Annotated in this window: 14 protein-coding genes; 10 read left to right on the forward strand and 4 right to left on the reverse strand. The window is 63.8% G+C overall.

Annotated features, from left to right (window positions below; genetic code table 11):
• The first annotated feature begins 192 nt into the window (after positions 1-192).
• From EDC35_RS03245 to EDC35_RS03265, 5 genes are all read left to right on the forward strand, one after another.
• Positions 193-1,710 carry an RDD family protein gene (locus tag EDC35_RS03245; RefSeq protein ID WP_165903335.1) on the forward strand — a complete coding sequence of 506 codons (1,518 nt, stop codon included), beginning with the start codon at positions 193-195 and terminating at the stop codon, positions 1,708-1,710.
• A gap of 343 nt (positions 1,711-2,053) precedes the next feature.
• Complete coding sequence (leuS, locus tag EDC35_RS03250; RefSeq protein ID WP_132975725.1) at positions 2,054-4,609, forward strand: leucine--tRNA ligase; 2,556 nt, start codon at positions 2,054-2,056, stop codon at positions 4,607-4,609.
• 203 nt (positions 4,610-4,812) lie between these two features.
• Positions 4,813-5,283, forward strand: a complete 471-nt coding sequence (locus tag EDC35_RS03255) for an LPS-assembly lipoprotein LptE (RefSeq protein WP_132975727.1) — start codon at positions 4,813-4,815, stop codon at positions 5,281-5,283.
• A gap of 16 nt (positions 5,284-5,299) precedes the next feature.
• Positions 5,300-6,298, forward strand: coding sequence for a DNA polymerase III subunit delta (gene holA / locus EDC35_RS03260; RefSeq protein ID WP_132975729.1), 999 nt, complete (start codon positions 5,300-5,302; stop codon positions 6,296-6,298).
• 2 nt (positions 6,299-6,300) lie between these two features.
• Entirely contained in the window at positions 6,301-7,092 is a 792-nt protein-coding gene (locus EDC35_RS03265; RefSeq protein ID WP_243651397.1) for a glutaminyl-peptide cyclotransferase, read from the forward strand.
• Between the two features lie 24 nt (positions 7,093-7,116).
• Here EDC35_RS03265 and EDC35_RS03270 read toward each other — a convergent pair whose 3' ends face one another.
• Positions 7,117-7,719 carry a D-sedoheptulose-7-phosphate isomerase gene (locus tag EDC35_RS03270; protein ID WP_132975733.1) on the reverse strand — a complete coding sequence of 201 codons (603 nt, stop codon included), beginning with the start codon at positions 7,717-7,719 and terminating at the stop codon, positions 7,117-7,119.
• 394 nt (positions 7,720-8,113) lie between these two features.
• On the opposite strand from EDC35_RS03270, the gene EDC35_RS03275 reads away from it, so the two are divergent.
• The 5 genes from EDC35_RS03275 (at position 8,114) to EDC35_RS03295 (ending at position 10,854) form a co-directional block, all read left to right on the forward strand.
• Entirely contained in the window at positions 8,114-8,551 is a 438-nt protein-coding gene (locus tag EDC35_RS03275; protein WP_132975735.1) for a DUF423 domain-containing protein, read from the forward strand.
• Positions 8,552-8,556: 5 nt separating this feature from the next.
• Complete coding sequence (locus EDC35_RS03280) at positions 8,557-9,288, forward strand: 16S rRNA (uracil(1498)-N(3))-methyltransferase (protein WP_132976281.1); 732 nt, start codon at positions 8,557-8,559, stop codon at positions 9,286-9,288.
• A 62-nt stretch (positions 9,289-9,350) separates the two neighbouring features.
• Positions 9,351-9,557 (forward strand): hypothetical protein, encoded by a 207-nt coding sequence (locus EDC35_RS03285; protein ID WP_132975737.1) that lies wholly within the window; start codon positions 9,351-9,353, stop codon positions 9,555-9,557.
• On the forward strand, positions 9,554-9,808 hold the full coding sequence (locus EDC35_RS03290; RefSeq protein ID WP_132975739.1) for a type II toxin-antitoxin system RelE family toxin: 255 nt from the start codon (positions 9,554-9,556) through the stop codon (positions 9,806-9,808). The genes EDC35_RS03285 and EDC35_RS03290 overlap by 4 nt, the downstream gene beginning before the upstream one ends.
• A gap of 143 nt (positions 9,809-9,951) precedes the next feature.
• Positions 9,952-10,854, forward strand: a complete 903-nt coding sequence (locus tag EDC35_RS03295) for a recombination-associated protein RdgC (RefSeq protein WP_132975741.1) — start codon at positions 9,952-9,954, stop codon at positions 10,852-10,854.
• Positions 10,855-11,100: 246 nt separating this feature from the next.
• Here the strand turns inward: EDC35_RS03295 and EDC35_RS03300 are convergent, their stop codons facing one another.
• The 3 genes from EDC35_RS03300 to EDC35_RS03310 all read right to left on the reverse strand — a co-directional run bounded on the left by EDC35_RS03300 (position 11,101) and on the right by EDC35_RS03310 (position 17,113).
• Entirely contained in the window at positions 11,101-11,310 is a 210-nt protein-coding gene (locus EDC35_RS03300; protein ID WP_207896095.1) for a hypothetical protein, read from the reverse strand.
• On the reverse strand, positions 11,300-11,587 hold the full coding sequence (locus tag EDC35_RS03305; RefSeq protein ID WP_132975743.1) for a BrnT family toxin: 288 nt from the start codon (positions 11,585-11,587) through the stop codon (positions 11,300-11,302). Before EDC35_RS03305 ends, EDC35_RS03300 begins: the two co-directional genes overlap by 11 nt.
• A gap of 66 nt (positions 11,588-11,653) precedes the next feature.
• Positions 11,654-17,113, reverse strand: coding sequence for a hybrid sensor histidine kinase/response regulator (locus EDC35_RS03310; protein ID WP_132975745.1), 5,460 nt, complete (start codon positions 17,111-17,113; stop codon positions 11,654-11,656).
• Positions 17,114-17,115: the final 2 nt, after the last annotated feature.

Genomic DNA, 17,115 nt, shown 5'->3' on the forward strand with positions numbered 1-17,115 from the left:
AGTGAGACAGTAGTCAGACATGGCGAAGATTCTACAGATCCGGTTGATGTGTCACAAAATGCCTGTCGGCGAAAAACTCAAATGAGAGCGGTATAAAGTAACAAAGTAGAATTAGTAAACTGTCACCGTAATCCACCACGGGTTTCCAGTGGTGAGAGACTTGGCACGTGGCGGATGCCGGGAGGCGCTCGAATGGCGGGAACGACCTATCGCGTGAAGACAACCGGGATCCCCCAGCCTGGCATAGACCCGGCAGAGGTGCTGAGCCGGCTGGAACGGACCTTCCCCCGGATCGACCCTGGTCTCCGGCGCAGGATGATCGCCGGCACGCCCATGATCCTCAAACGGGGCATGGACCTGGACCGGGCCAGCGCATTCGCCAAGGGATTGCAGCAGGCGGGCCTGGAGTGCCGCATCGAGCCCGAGGACTCCGCGCCCCCAAGGCTGAGCCTTGAGCCCCTGAGCGAGGAGTCCGCCCCGGAAGGGCTCCAAACCGACCGGACCGAGGCTCCGGCGCACCCCGCCCCCCCGCCGGGCGACCCCAGGATCTGTCCGAAGTGCGGCTATGTCGCTAGGAGCTCCGACGACCCCTTGCTCAGCGCCCACGGGGGATTGGGCCAATGTCCCCGCTGCGGCGTCATCCCCGGCAAACTGAGATCGACGCAGTCGTCGCAGGCGTTAACGGGGCCGGTCGTGCCTGTCTCCACGGCCGAGCCACCGGTCCCTACCCGCCCCGAGCTCGCCAGGGCACCCACGGTGACGCTCAAGGAGCGATGGCTGGCCAACCTCGTGACCAACGCCTACATCATGGCTCCGGCTTTGGCGCTGTATTTGCTCTACGCCATGGCCGTCATCTCGCTCCACAAAGGGAGTCTGTTCACGAGCAGCTATTTCGGGGTCACACTCAATCGCGACACCGCAGATGCGCTGGCCCTGGGCTATCTGCTGCTGACCGCTGGTTTCGCCCTTTACGAGTACCTGGTTCGGCCAGCCACCCAGGGGGCGACCCGCGGCGAGCTGTTGCGCGGCATCGTACTGGTCAACGACAGGGGTATCGCCCCCTCGGGGATAGCCACCTTCGCCAAGCGCTTCGCCGGCGTCCTGGTCAACTCGATCTTCCTGGTCACCATCTTGTCCTGTGTCTTCGACGAGAGGCGCAGGACCCTCGCAGACATCTTCTCCGGGACCCGACCCATTCGGGGCGAAGAGATGGACGGGGGCTTTGACACGAGAGGCGGGGGGATCTTCTTGCTGGGCTTCTCTCTGCTGCTTCTGGCTAACGTCGGGGTTCCCAGGTACCTGCTCTATCTCGCCGAGCATCGCAACGACGCCCCGGTATCGACTTCGGTGCCGCTCGCCGAGCATCGCAACGACGCCCCGGTATCGACTTCGGTGCCGCTCGACACCAGGGCGCGTGACGCCATCGAGCGCACCCAGCGCATCCGCAGCGCGATTCCCTCCGCCGACGCCCAGCGGCGTCTGATTGAGCAGGCCGTGGGGCGACTGGAGACCCGCTACGCCGAGGAGCACGACGGCGAATACACGTACGACCTCGGCCTGCTGCTCCAGCTCTATGGCAGCGAGACCAGGGGCGAGGACATCTGGATGTTGGAGCAGGCCTACGCGGACGGCCAGGTCTCGCTCCGAATGGGATCCAGCGCGCCGTTCGAGGTCCGGATCGGTCCACCGGGCCGGCACGCTGTCCATTGATCCTCGGATCGGCACTCGCGGCGGGGTCGGCTGGATGATCTTCAGCGGGAAAAAGGTGCCGTGGGTGAAAGGGAAAAAGGCGAAGATACGAAGATAGAAGATACGGGGATAGTTTACTTAATTAATTAAGTCGAACATCGCGTAAATTAACCATCCTGGCCCCTCATCCCCCCTCTCCCCAACCCCTCTCCCGCGAGGGGATAGGGGCTAAGATGGACCGCTGTTATTGATCTGTGACTGCGTTCTGCTCGACCGCTCGGCTGCATCCCGGTCGCCGTGCCGCGTCGCTCTGCGGTATCCTTCGCGCATCGCTTTCAACCCCCGCTATCACAAGACCACATCCATGCAGACCGACTACGATCCGCGCGCCATCGAGGCGGCGGCCCAAGGCTATTGGGAAGAGAACCAGTCATTCAAGGCCGTCGAAGATCCCTCGCGGGAGAAATTCTATTGCCTGTCCATGTTTCCCTACCCCTCGGGTCGGCTGCACATGGGCCATGTGCGCAACTACACCATCGGCGACGTGATCGCCCGCTATCAGCGGATGCAGGGCAAAAACGTGCTCCAGCCGATGGGTTGGGACGCCTTCGGTCTGCCGGCTGAGAACGCCGCCATCCAGCATGGCATCCCGCCTTCGCAGTGGACCCGGTCCAACATCGCCTACATGAAAGACCAGCTCAAGAGCCTGGGGTTCGGCTATGACTGGGAGCGCGAACTGGCGACCTGCGACCCGGATTATTACCGCTGGGAGCAGTGGCTCTTCACCCGTCTGATGGAAAAAGGGCTGGCCTATCGCTCGACCGCGACGGTCAACTGGGATCCCATCGATCAGACGGTGCTCGCCAACGAGCAGGTCATCGACGGCAGGGGCTGGCGCTCAGGCGCGCCGGTCGAGAAGCGCGAGATCGAGCAGTGGTTCGTGCGCATCACCGACTATGCGCAGGAACTGCTGGACGCGCTCGACGGGCTGGACGGCTGGCCGGAGCGGGTGCGCATCATGCAGCGCAACTGGATCGGGCGCTCCGAAGGCGTGTCGATGGATTTCGGCATCGCCGGATCGGACGAGACGCTGGGCATCTACACCACCCGCCCGGATACGCTCATGGGCGTGACCTATGTCGCGGTGGCCGCCGAACATCCGCTGGCGCATCGGGCGGCGGCGGGCAATCCTGATCTCCTGGCCTTCATCGAGGAATGCCGCAAGGGCGGCACCTCCGAGGCCGAGATCGAGACCATGGAAAAGAAGGGTCATCCGCTCGGCATCGACGCCATTCATCCCGTCACCGGCGAGTCGGTGCCCATCTATGCCGCCAACTTCGTGCTCATGGGCTATGGCACCGGCGCGGTCATGGCGGTGCCGGCGCACGATCAGCGCGACTGGGAATTCGCCGAGCGTTACGGCATCCCCAAAAAGCCGGTCATCCGCTCGGCTGACGGCAGCCCCTGCGGGATCGGGGATGCCGCTTATACCGAGAAGGGCGTGCTCTTCAATTCAGACCCCTTCGATGGTCTGACCTCGGCCCAGGCATTCGACGCCATCGCCGACTGGCTGGCCGAGCGGGGGAGGGGGGCGAAGACGGTCAATTTCCGTCTGCGCGACTGGGGCGTCTCGCGTCAGCGTTACTGGGGCTGCCCGATTCCCGTCATCCGGACCGCCGACGGTGGAACCCGTCCCGAGACCGATCTGCCGGTACGGCTCCCCGAGGACGTGGTGGTCGATGGCTCCGGCTCCCCCCTCAAAAAAATGCCGTCATTCTCGAATCTCGCCGGGAGCGAGGTTCGAGAAACTGACACCTTCGATACCTTTTTCGAGTCGAGCTGGTATTACGCCCGTTACTGCTCGGCCAACTGCGATACAGCCATGCTCGACGAGCGGGCCAACTACTGGCTGCCGGTCGATCAGTATGTCGGCGGGATCGAGCACGCCGTGCTGCATCTGCTCTATGCGCGTTTCTTCCACAAGCTGATGCGCGATGAGGGTCTGGTCGATTGCGACGAGCCATTCAAGAACCTGCTGACCCAGGGCATGGTCGTCGCCGAGACTTGGTATCGCGAGGACGCCGAGGGTCGCAAGCAATGGTTCAATCCGACTGAGATCGAGGTCGAGCGCGACGACAAGGGCAAGCTGCTGTCAGCCGTCCTCAAGTCCGACGGCCAGCCGGTGAGCTTCGGCGGCATCGAGAAGATGTCCAAATCCAAGAACAACGGCGTCGATCCGCAGTCGCTGACCGAGCGTTATGGCGCCGATACGGTGCGGCTCTACACCATGTTCACCTCGCCGCCGGACCAGTCGCTGGAATGGAACGACGAGGGCGTCGAGGGCGCTTTCCGCTTCATTCGCCGTCTGTGGGCGCTGGCGGTCGGCGAGTCTGACGCGATCCGCTCCGCGCCCGCTGTGGGCGAGCTGGACGAGGCCGCCCAGACCGCACGCCGCGAGATCCACACCGCGCTCAAAAAGGCGCTGTTCGATTATGAGCGTCAGCAGTTCAACACCGTGGTTTCGGGCTGCATGAGCATGGTCAACGTCCTCTACCGGCTGGATGACTCGTCCGCGCGCGCGGGTCTGGTGCGCGAAGGGGTTGGCATCGTGCTGCGACTGCTTGCGCCCATCGCGCCGCATGTCACCCATCATCTGTGGCGTGAGCTTGGCTTTGGCGATGACATCCTCAATGCCGACTGGCCGCAGGTCGATGAGGCCGCGCTCAGACAGGACAGCATCGAGTACGTGGTGCAGGTCAACGGCAAGGTGCGCGGGAGCGTGCGAGTGGCGGTCGATGCCGATCAGGCGACGGTCCAGGCGGCGGCGCTGGCGACTGAGCAGGTGGCTAAGTTCATCGACGGCAAGCCATTGCGTAAGGCGATCCTGGTGCCCGGCAAGCTCCTCAATCTCGTGGTCTGATGATGTTTTCGCGTTGCGAAAACATGATGATTTTTTCAGGCTGGAGACGAGCGGGATTCCGGCTTTTGGGTGCGATCCGTTCCGGTTATCGATCAGACAGGATTGACAGGATGAACAGGTTTGCAAACAACCAATTAAAGAATCCTGTCAAAAGCTATCGTTCCGGCGTTCCATTGGGGAGCGTCACAGGCGTTCTGTTCCTGATGTCTGTTTTGACGATGCTGACCGGCTGCGGCTTTCATCTGCGCGGCAGCCTGGAGATTCCGCCGTCGCTCAACCCGGTCTTCATCCAGGCGCCCGCCGGGTCGCCGGTGCGTCAGGCATTCGATGACCGGCTGGCGGGCAGTGATGTGCGTCTGGCGGCGAGCCCCGCCGAGGCCCGGCTGATCGTGCGCATCCTCTCCGAAGAACGCTCCTCGCGGGTCGTCGCCGTCGATGCCAATGGCAAGACCCTGGCCTACGAACTGCATTATCTGGTCCAGTTCGATGCGGTCGGCCCCGATGGGGTGCAGCGGGTGTCGCGGCAGTCAATGGATCTGATCCGCAACTTCGACAATCCCGATGTCGAGGTGCTTGGCAAGCAGCTCGAAGAGGAACTCATTTATCAGGATTTCGCCGCCGATGCCGCTGATCGCATCCTGATGCGACTGCGCGCCGCGCTCATTGCATCCTGATCCACCGGCCCGGAAGATGAATCTGCGCTTCAACCAACTCGCCGGTCAGCTCAGTCGCGGACTGGCGCCGGTCTATCTGCTCTGCGGCGACGAGCCCTATCAGCTTGGCGAGGCCGCGCGTCTGATCCGCGAGCAGGCGCGGCGCAAGGGCTTCGACGAGCGCGAGATTCTGGATGCGGACGGCCATTTCGACTGGAATCTGCTGACCGCCGCCGCCGAGTCGATGTCGCTCTTCTCGGCCCGCAAGCTGATCGAGCTGCGGGTCAGTCACGGCAAGCTGGGCAAGGAGGGCGCCGCCGCGCTGCGCGCCTATTGCGAACGGCTCTGCCCGGACAATCTGCTGCTGATCCTCGCTCCCGGACTGGAGCGCAAGGATTTGCAGACCCAGTGGGCCAAGACGGTGGAGGCGCTCGGCGTGCTGGTGCAGGTCTGGCCGCTCAAGGAAAAGGAACTGGATGGCTGGCTGACGCAGCGTCTCCAGGCGGTCGGATTTCAGCCGGAGCCGGGTGTCGCCGCGCTGCTGGCCGAACGCTCGGAAGGCAATCTGCTGGCGGCGGTGCAGGAGATCGAGAAGCTGCGACTGCTCCATGAACCCGGCCCCCTGACGCTGGATGATCTGCTCGGCAACCTCGCCGACAGCGCCCGTTTCGATCTCTTTGCCCTCACCGACGCCGCTCTAGTCGGCGACCGGGCGCGGGTCCAGCGTATCCTCTCGGTGCTGCGTGGCGAAGGGACCGCCGAGATCCTGGTGCTCTGGGTGCTGGCCCGTGAGTTGCGGATGCTGGCCGAAGCCGCCGGGGCCATCGCGCGGCGGACCTCGCCGGCGTCGGTCCTCGCCGCCCATCGCATCCCCCGCCAGCGTCTGGAGACCGTCGAGCGTGCATTGCGGCGACTCTCGCCCGCCCGTCTGCATGACCTCCTGCAACAATGCGCTCAGGCCGATCTGGCCATCAAAGGCATGGCCCCCGGCGATCCCTGGCACTATCTGGCGCGCATCGCCGATCAACTGAGCTGATCGTGTTCGCCGCCACGTTCACCCCGCGCCTGTTCTTCGTCACGGCCATCCTCTGGCTGGCCGTCGCCTGTGCCGAGCAGCCGTCATCCGTCCCGGTGTTCGGCTACCGCGTGGTGGCGAGCTTTCCGCACGACCCGAAGTCCTTCACTCAGGGTTTGATCAGCGTCGATGGACAACTCTTCGAAGGCACCGGAAATTACGGTCGGTCGAGTCTGCGCCGCGTGGATCCCGCGACCGGTCGGGTCGAGCAGGAAACCCGGTTGCCGCCCCACCTGTTCGGGGAGGGTCTTGCGCTCTGGCAGGATCGGCTGATCCAGCTCACCTGGCGCGAAGGGCTCGGGTTGATCCATGACCGCGACAGTCTGGCGCTGGTGGATACCTTCGCGTACAGCGGCGAGGGCTGGGGTCTCACCCATGACGGGCGCCACTGGATCATGAGCGACGGCTCCAGCGAACTGCGTTTTCTGGATCCCGACACGCGCCGCGTGGTGCGCCGTCTGCCAGTACGCGACGGCGCGCGTCCTGTCGCTGATCTGAACGAATTGGAATGGGTCGAAGGCGAGATCTGGGCCAATGTCTGGCACAGTGACCGGATTGCGCGGATCGATCCGGCGAGCGGCAGGGTGACGGGATGGATCGATCTGAGCGGACTCTATCCCGAGGCCGAGCGGCCCCATCGCGAGGCCGTCCTCAACGGTATTGCATACGATGCCAAGACCCGCCGGCTCTTCGTGACGGGCAAGAACTGGCCGCGCCTGTATGAAATCGAGATCACGCCATCAGACGGGCGCTGAATGCGGGCAATTTGCACCCTTCTGTCAGCCGTCATCCCCCGCCAGCGACTCCACGACCTCGCACAGAAAATGACCCAGGACGAGATGAATCTCCTGGATGCGCGGCGTTTCGCGGGAAGGGACCGCCAGCACGATGTCGGCGCTGTCGGTCAGATCGGCATGACGGGCGCCGGTCAGGAGCACGCTCAGAACGCCTTGCCCGGCGGCGGTCTCCAGTGCGCGCAGCACGTTGGGCGAGCGCCCGCTGGTTGACAGCGCCCAGAGCACATCGCCGGGTCGCGCCAGGGCGGCAAGCTGGCGGGCGAAAATGGCCTCAAATGAGAAATCGTTGGCGACGGCGGTGACGGCGCTGGTGTCGAAACCGAGCGCGATGGCCGGGAGCGGGCGGCGGCCTTTATTGAGAAAGGGGCCGATCAGCTCGCCACTGAGATGTGTCGCCTCGCCCGCGCTGCCGCCGTTGCCGCAGATGAAGAGCGTCCCGCCCTGCCTGATCGCCTCGGCGGTGCGGGTCGCAGCGTGCAGGGTGGCCGCCAGCAGGTCGGTGTCGGATCGCACGGCGTCGAGCAGTGCGGCGGTGGCGTCGAGCCGCGCCGCGAGCAGGCGGGCCAGATCCGGTGAGTCAGACATGTTCGATTTCCTGCGGAGTCGGGATGGAGAGGATTGGTTAAGGTGCTTCCAGGGAGTTTCTACCCGCCTGAAATACCCCAATTAAACCGCGCCCAGCACGGTATGCGATCTTTGTGGATCGGCTCGGCTCTGGCAGACTCAAGGAGTATCGGAGCTGGCGCGGTTTAAGATATTAAAAAATAAAAAATTTTAAACCGCGTCTCCACTGAGGCTGGTGATATCCCCAAAGCTAAACACAAAATGAAAATTACGCATGTCGCTCTGGACGCGGTTTAATCCTGTCTGTTTGAGGCTGATGCCAGGGTATAACTTTTCAGGCAATCGCCCAAAGGGCGTGCATTATGCGATGTTTTGGCATTCGTTTCGCTTTCCAACACGCTTTAGGAACCTGCCCATGATCCATCCTCCCAATCCGCATTCCAGCATCCCGAACCGGGCGCGTCTCTGGCTGACGCTGGGCGCGCTGTGCGGCCTGCTCACGGTCGCGCTCGGTGCCTTCGGCGCACATGGGCTCAAGGGACGCATCGCGCCCGAGCTGCTGACGAACTGGGGCACGGCGGCGGATTATCTGGGGCTGCATGCGCTGGCGATCCTGGCCTGCGGTCTCTTTCTGCTCCAGCGACCGACGGCCCGCTTGGTCCAGGCGGCGGCCCTGGCGCTGCTGGTTGGCGTCGCTTTGTTCAGCGGCAGCCTCTTTCTGATGGCGCTCACCGGCGCACGCTGGCTGGGCATGATCACGCCCTTCGGCGGGGTGTCTCTGCTCCTGGGCTGGGCGCTGCTGGCCCTGGGCGGCTGGCGCGCTGCCGGTCAGATCACGACCGATCAGGTTTGAGCACCATGCAGATTCCGCGCATTTTCGTTGACCGGCCACTGATGGTGGGTGACAGCCTGACCTTGCCCGATGGTCCGGCGCGCCATCTGATTCAGGTGCTGCGACTGGTCGAGGGTGCCCCGCTTGTGTTGTTCAACGGGGATGGTCGCGATTATCCGGCCCGTCTGAGCGACAGGCCGCGTGCTGGCGCGGTCGTCATGATCGAGGGCGCGGGCGAACCGGAGCCGGAGTCGCGACTGGCGATTCATCTGGCGCTTGGCGTCTCCAAGGGCGAGCGTATGGATTACGCCCTGCAGAAGGCGGTCGAGCTGGGTGTCGATCAGCTCACGCCGCTCTTTACCGAACGCAGTCAGGTGCGTCTCGATGGCCCGCGCCTGGAACGGCGTCTGGAGCACTGGCGCGGCATCCTCATCGGCGCCTGCGAGCAGTCCGGGCGGCGACGGCTGCCGGTGCTCGATCCGGCGGTCAACCTGAGCCAGTGGCTCGCAACGGGGTCCACGGGCGGGCTGCTGCTGGATCCACTGGCGCCGCTGGCGCTCACGGCGCTGCCCGCGCCCGAAACGGGCGTGACCCTGCTGATCGGTCCCGAGGGCGGGCTGAGTCCACGCGAACGGGATGAGGCGGCACGGCAGGGATTTCAGGGGGTGCGTCTGGGGCCGCGCATCCTGCGCACCGAAACCGCCCCGCTCGCGGCGATTGCGGTGATCCAGGCGCTGTGGGGCGATTTCAGGGATTGATTGTCAGCTTTCAGCCGCAGCGGGCTACAATTCGCCTGTCAAAAAGCAAGTGGAATGATGTAATGATCACTGCAAACCATGAGTATCTGGTCGATGAGGCTGGAAACCGTAAAGCGGTTGTCCTGCCGCTTGCCGTCTGGCAGGAGATTAGGGATGCGCTGGAGGAACTCGATGATATTCACGCCTACGACGAAGCCAAGGCACATGCTTCGGAGCCGATCCCATTCGAGCAGGCCATGCGCGAGATTTATGAAGGAAAGATCGATTGAGTTACGCCCTTTTTATCGAGAAGCGGGCCCAACGCTCACTCGCGCAAATCGCTGCGCAGGACCGGGAACGGATATCTGCCGCCGTCCGTCGTCTGGCCGATGAGCCCAGACCCCAGGGAGCCAAAAAACTCAGCGGGCGAAATGGCTGGCGGATTCGCGTCGGCGTCTATCGTGTTCTGTATGAGATCCATGAAGGGCGACTTCTGATCGTGGTGATCGATATCGGCCATCGGCGGGAAATATACCGTTAGATCCGCAGGATGTCGGCCATCGCCTGGATTTTTTCGATAGCTGAATTTCCATGTTGTTTCTGAGCCAGCGCGAGCCGTCAGTCGCCCGCTTGCACTTCGCCGAGACTCGGTCATACTCCAGCCCTTTTTGATTGGGGTTGACCATGTTCAAGAATGCACGATTCTTCCGGCTGGATACGTCTTTCACACTGGATGCGCCCGCTCTGGAGGAACGCCTGGGCACTCGCCGCTTTCGTCCCTGCGGTCCAATCGAAACTGCGACCATGGGCTGGGCCGCTCCGCTGGGTGAAGACACCACGGCGCTGGCGCATGCGATGGGTGGCTGTCTGCTGATGTGCGCCCGCAAACAGGAACGCCTGCTGCCATCCGCCGCCGTGGCCGAGGCCGTCGATGAACGCATCGCCGAGCTGGAGGCGGGTGAGGCGCGGGATGTGGGCCGTGCCGAGCGTCGGCGTCTGCGCGAGCAGGTCATCAACGAGATGCTGCCCCGCGCCTTCACTCGCTCGCGCCGCACTCAGCTCTATGTCGATACCGAGGCCGGCTGGCTGGTGGTGGACGCAGCGAGCGAGAAGCAGGCCGAAGAGGTCGTCTCGCTGTTGCGCGAGACCCTGGAAACCCTGCCTGTCAAGCTGCCGGACCCCGAGAAAACGCCATCTACCGTCATGACCGACTGGTTGCTGCAAGGCTCGGCGCCGTCCGATTTCGTGCCGGGCGATGCCTGCGAACTGCGTGATGCGGATGACAAGGCCGGGGTCGTGCGGTGCAGCGGTCAGGATCTCGCCAGCGACGAGATGCTCAATCATCTGCGCGTCGGCAAGCGGGTCACCAAGCTGGCGCTGGAGTGGGACGAGCGTCTGAGTTTCGTGCTGGCCGAGGATCTGTCGCTCAAACGTCTGCGGGTCGGTGAGGCGCTGCTCGAAGAAATGGACGACACCGATCTGGACCCGGTGGCGCGCCTGGATGCCGAATTCGCGATCCTGGCCCTGCAGGTCAGGCAACTGATCGCCCGTCTCGACGAGGTGTTCGGATTATTGCCGGCCAGATGATTGAGAGGCGCCGACAACTGTTAATCGGGGCGCTGACGGCTATCTGGAGCGTTCGGGTGGTAGCGCGTTACTCTCGGTCAGCAGTTCCGATTCTGGTAGGGTGCTCCCGGTCATCAGGTGAGAGGTGCATCAGCCCATCTGTTGGCAACGCGAAAAAACGCCCCCGTTTCCCGCATAAGGGGCGATGAGATCCGGTTGATTGGTGTGGCAATGTTGGGTTGCCAAAAACGGCAACCCACGGCGCTATTATTTGACCGCCTCGATCAGTTCGATGTCTTTTTCAAGCATATCGTTGACCATCTCGCCCAACGAAAGTCCTTTTGCTGTCGCTCGCGCCTCAAGATAGGTCAGCACATCGGGACGCAGCGTCACGGTAGCCGCTGCCCGTCCCGCAAAGCGATTGGGTTGCGCCTGCGAGTAGTCGAAATCGTACTCCGGCAACAGATCATCCGGCACTGCGTTCATAGTCTCGTTGCTCTTTCGGTGTCGCCGCTCGGGCACTGATGATGCGCAGGCGATCCTCGCCGAGTTCGGTAAAAACGACCAGACACAACCGGCGTTCAGGGAGATGTCCGATGATGATCTCGCGCGGTTCGTTGTCCGAGTGCCAGGCATCCGGGAAAATCATAGCCAGTGGATCGTCAAAAACGGCGGTAGTTTCCGAGAAGTGAATGCCATGTTTACGAACATTGGCAGCCGCTTTGCGTGGATCCCACTCGAAAACCAAGCTCAAGCCTGAGTCCTCAACACGATTGCCATTGGGTTGCCAAAAGTGTTAACTCAATGGTGCTGCTGACGGCTACCTGGCGCGTTCGGCCAGCAGCCCGTTGATCTCGGCCAGCAGTTCCGATTCCTGGTAGGGTTTGCCCAGATAGCGATCGACTCCAAGCTGCATCGCATAGTCGCGGTGCTTCTCGCCGGTGCGCGAGGTGATCATGATGATGGGCAGGTCATGCAGACGGTCGGAGCGCCGGATATGGCGCGTCAGCTCATAGCCGTCCATGCGCGGCATCTCGATATCCAGCAGCAGGAGATCGGGCGTGTGTTCGTCGAGCAGGGTCAGGGCTTCGACCCCGTCCTTGGCCGTCAGCACTTCAATATTCTGGCGCCGCAACAGCCGGCTCGTGACCCGGCGCACGGTGAGCGAGTCGTCCACCACCATCACGCAGGCTGTGGTGCTGGGCGGCTGCTCCACGACGGCGGCGACCGGACGATAGTCCCGCACCGCGCCTGAACGCAGCAGCGCCAGGGCATCAAGGATGAGCGCGACCCGACCATCCGGCAGGATGGTTCCGCCGCTCAGCCAGCGCACGCCGGCGAGTTGCGGACCCAGCGGTTTGACCAGAATCCGCTGGCTTTCGAGCAGGCTGTCGATATGCAGGGCGACACGCTGCTCGCCGAACCGGGTCAGCAGGAGCGGCAGCCAGCGCCGTTCGCCCACTTCGGGTTCCAGGGTTGGATCGAGCACACTGCCCAGATAGGCCACCTTGTAATGGTGTCCATGACTGACGAAGTCCTTGCCCTCTTCGCCCCGATAGATTGCCAGCAGATCCTCGCGTGCGATGCGGGCGGCGGCCTCCACCGTGCTGTGCGGCACGGCATAGATGTTGTCGCCCGCCGCCACCAGAAAGGCTTCGATGATGGCCAGCGTCAGTGGCAGACGGATGGTGAAGCGGGCGCCCTGGCCGGCAACCGACTCCAGATCGATGCTGCCGTTGGCGGCCTTGATTTCGGATGCCACCACATCGAGACCGACGCCCCGCCCCGAGATCTGGGTCACTTTGCCGGAGGTCGTGAAACCGGGCTCCAGAATGAATTGCAGCAGCGCCTCGTCGGGCTGTCTGGCATCGGGACTCAGCAAGCCGCGCGCGATTGCCTGACGGCGAATGGCGTCCAGATCCATGCCTTTGCCATCGTCACTCAGACTGATGACGGCGTCATTGCCTTCGCGATGAAGCGACAGCGTCACCCGACCCGTTGCCGGCTTGCCGTGCGCGATCCGGGTTTTGGCGTCTTCCAGACCGTGATCCACGGCGTTGCGGAGCAGGTGTTCGAGCGGAGCCACCAGCCGATCCAGGATGGTGCGGTCCAGTTCGACCTCAGGGCCGATCACTTCCAGCCGCGCCGATTTGCCGAGGCTGTCTGCGGTCTGACGCACCAGCCGGTGCAGACGCGGCACGACCTGGACGAAAGGTACCAGACGGGTGCGCAGCAGGCCGTCCTGCAGATCGTCCGCGAGACGCGCCTGCTGGGTGAGCAGGTCGGTGAATTCGCGCTGATAGCCGCTGAGCATCTCCTTGACGCTGACCAGATCGTTGACGGTCTCGGCGAGACTGCCCGAAAGCTGCTGAAGTCGGGAGAAGCGGTCGAATTCGAGCGGATCGAATTCGCCGTCATACGCGGAAATCTCGGCCTCGCGCTCGACGCGATGCCGGATCTGGGTCTGGGTCTCGATCTCCAGCAGTCGAAGCTGCTCACGCAGCCGCACCACGGTCTGGTCGAGTTCGCCCAGCCCGAACCCCAACTGACCGTTGCGCTGGGTCAGACGGCTGCGGTAGATGCTGATCTCGCCGGCATGGTTGACCAGCCGGTTGAGGAGATCGGAGCGCACCCGGATCTGCGGTGTCATGGGGACAGCGCTTTCCGGGGCGGATGTTTGCCCGGCGGATACGTCCAGAGTCGCCAGTCCGGCGGTCGGCCGGGTGAAGGCGGGTCGCATCAGGGCGACATCCGGTTCCGCCTCCGGCCCGGCTGGCGTCGTGTCCAGCGGCGACTGCCCAAGCGCCTCGACCAGTTTGGTCATGAGCGGAATGCGTGCGCCCTGCTCCAGTGCATCGACCTGCACCGACAGCATGTCCATGGCGCGCTGGGCCAGTTCCAGCGTGGTGTCGTTCACCACGCCCCGGTCATCGCCCAATGCCTTCAGACGCGATTCCAGCGCATGGCTGAGGTCGCCGATAGGCTCAAGCCCGGAGAGCCGCGCGCTGCCCTTGAGTGTGTGCAGCAGGCGGTTGATGCCATCCAGAATGCTCAGATCCTGCGGGGCGAGTTGCCAGGCACGGAACTGCGTATCCAGATTGTCGAGCAGATCCCGTGCGTCTTCGAGGAAGAGGCTGGCGAGTTCGGTCTCCGGCGCCGGTATCGAATCGGCCGGATCCGTGACCTCCGGCGGTTTTGGCGGCTGGATGGCGGCGAATATCGGACGGGCATCGTCCGGGATGTCTTCAGAGACCGGCTGCGGATGCTCGGCGCGATCTTCCGGACCCTCAGGGGCGACGGAGACGGGCGGCGGCGTTTCGATCATGATTTCCGGCGCTGCCGTTTCTGCAGCGGTTTCTGCCGCTGTCTCCTGATCGGGCTCGACCGTTTCAGGCAGGCTGCCGGCGTCTGCCACCAGATGATCAATATCCAGTTCAGCCGGTTCCTCGACAGATTCGGCGGTCCATTGCCAGTCGCCGATGTCGAGTGAATCGTCGCCAGGGCTTTCTTCCGTCAGCACCAGATCATCGTCAAGCGACAGCGCCGGTTCCTCAATGACCTCCGGAGCGGGCGGTGGTGGCTCGACATCAGGCGCGGGCGGGGCGACCGCAATGGCGGGTTGGGGGTGCGCCAGTTCAGCAGCCAGAATTGCCAGGGCCGCCGCACCGTTCCCCGATGTCGGCAACTCATCGACCCGCGCCGCAACGCCATCGATCACCCGCTGGAACAGGGCCAACAGATTGTCGTCCAGCGGCGCGTCGGCGCTCAGCATGGGCTTGATGCACTGTTCCAGCGCCTTGGTGACGGTTGCGATGGAGCCGATACCGGCCATGCGCGCGCTGCCGGTCAGGGTATGCAGGGCGCGCTGAACCAGTTCATCCACCCTGGCCTCACCGGATCTGGCGCGTTGCAGAAAGGCGCGCAGGTCAGTGAGGTGTTCGTGGGTCTCGGTCTGGAAGATCCGCAGCAGCTCCTCGTCAGTAGCGAAGAGGCTGTCGTGATCGACTGCTTCAGTGGGGGCTTCGGTCTCCGCCGCCCCTGACAGAGGCGCCTGATGACTGTCCGGAACGGGCGTTGGCACGACCTGATCCGGCTGTTCGCGCAGTCGATTGGCGCGGGCAATCATGGGGTCGATGTCGAAGACGCGACCCTCGGCCTCCGCCGCAATCAGTTCCGGCAATTGCTCCACGGCCTCGGCGATACAGGCCAGCGTCTCCTCAGAGGGAAAGCATTGGCCTTCGATCAGACGGTTGAGCAGGTGCTCAATGGCCTGCGCAAAGTCGCCCACCTGGCGTGCACCAACCAGACGACCGCTGCCCTTGAGCGTATGAAAGCTGCGCCGGAGGGAGGCTAAAGCCGCCGCATCGTGGGGATTGGATTCCCAGCGGGCGAACTGCACCTGGGCTGAGGCGGTCTCCTCGTGCGCCTCTTCGAGAAAGATGTCGAGGAATTCGGTCTCGATCTCGGCGGAACTGTCCGCGTCAGGCAACTGGGGCGTCAGCTCAGGAGCGGGCGCGGCGGACGCGTCAGCCGGGGTGGGCTCTGCGCTGGCAGGGGAGGGCGTTGATGCAACGGGTTCTGGAATGGAGGGTGCGAGTGGTTCGGGGATTGAGCGTGGCTGCACGTCACCGCCGCCAGCCAGCGCCGCGAGTGAGTGGCCTGCGCGCTCGATCAGCGTCTCGCCAAAGGGCATGGCTTCCTGGAGATGGCCGATATAGAGCTCAAGCGCCGCGACGGCGTCGGCCAGATGCTCGAATTCGATTGCGGTCGGGGCTTGCGCGGCCTTGACGTAACGCCGTTGCACCAGATTGCCGACGGCTTCGGACAGATCGGCTGCCGGGTGTTCGCCGAGGATGCGCAGCGCGCCGGAGACGCTCAACAGATGATCCCGCACCGGGGCGAGGGCGGATGCGGCCTCCTGTTCGGCATGCGCGTTGGCGATGGCCTCCTTGACACGCACCAGCTCATAGCCGGTCTCGCGCAGGGTCGCGAAAGTGAGTTCGGACAGATCCATGTCGGGGGCGATGATCTGCCCGCTCTGCGTCGGACGATGGGCGGCGTGGGCGAGCAGCACCGCTTCGATGCCCAGCAGTTCCATGGCGTAGGTTTCCAGCCGCGCCTCGTCGCGCTCGCCTGAAGCCAGCTCGTTGAAGTTGGTGGCAAGCTGGCGCAGACGCAGCGGCAGGGTGCCGGCTTCGGCCATGCTCAGGGTTGCGGCAAGCCGGCGCAGGTCGGCGCTGAAGGTCTCGAAGGCGGTGTGATCGGTCTGCTCGCCGAGCGCGAGGCGGTCGAATTGGGTCTTGAGACCGGCGAACTCATCCAATGCCTCGCTCGCCAGTGCAGCCAGCGCCTGCTCGTTGCCGATGGTCTGCGAATCCTCGCGCGGCAACAGGGCGCCGGGCGTCTGTGCGCCATACCAGGATTCAATCTGGGTAATCAGCGGCGAGCTGATCTGACCCGCAGACAGGGTGGTCAGCAGTTGCTCGATGAGGGTCATGGCATCGACTTCAGGCCACTGGGGCGGCTTTTGCGCCAGTGGTTTCAGGATCCAGTCGAGATGCCCCATCAGGGAACGGGCGTGAGCATCCTGTGGCAGATGCCCTTCGCGTAGTGCGGTGGTGAAGATTTCGGCCAGGCGGAAGAGGTCGGCGAGCAACCCTTCCTTCAAATAATCCTGTAGTTGATGAAAGAGGCTGCCCAGACGGATCAGACCCTGATGATCGGGATCGCCCCGATACCAGGCCACCAGATGGCGATGGAACTGCGGGCGCACCTGACGCACCACCTCGGCCAGGAGATCCAGCGCTTCGGGCATCCATTGCGAATCGCCGTCGGCGTTGACGGCGGCGAAGGTCAGCAGCTCGGAGTGGGTGAGCGGCGAATCCTGACAGGCACCGCGCAACTCGTTGATGATCGACCAGAGACTCAGCGGCGGTTCGTCGAAGCCGGCATCCAGGCGGTCGAGATGGTTCGACAACTGGTCCAGCGCCTGACCCATGACCTGCACGGCCTGTCGCACGGACGCCTGATCACCGGCATCGGGCGCAAGGCCATCGGCCATACGCTCGGTGAGACGGATCATCTCGTGCACCAGACGCGCGGGTGTCGGCAACTGCAACGCCAGCAGCACGCCCTGGACCTGATCCAGCGCCTGCACGGATGCGTTCAGATCCGACGACGATACCCCACCGGCATCGACCAGATCGCGCACCGGACGCAGGGTCGCGCCGATCTCGCTCTTGACCCATTTCAGGCCGCCAACCACCTTCTTATCTGCCATGG

Source organism: Thiobaca trueperi, from assembly GCF_004342175.1.
Lineage (GTDB): Bacteria > Pseudomonadota > Gammaproteobacteria > Chromatiales > Chromatiaceae > Thiobaca > Thiobaca trueperi.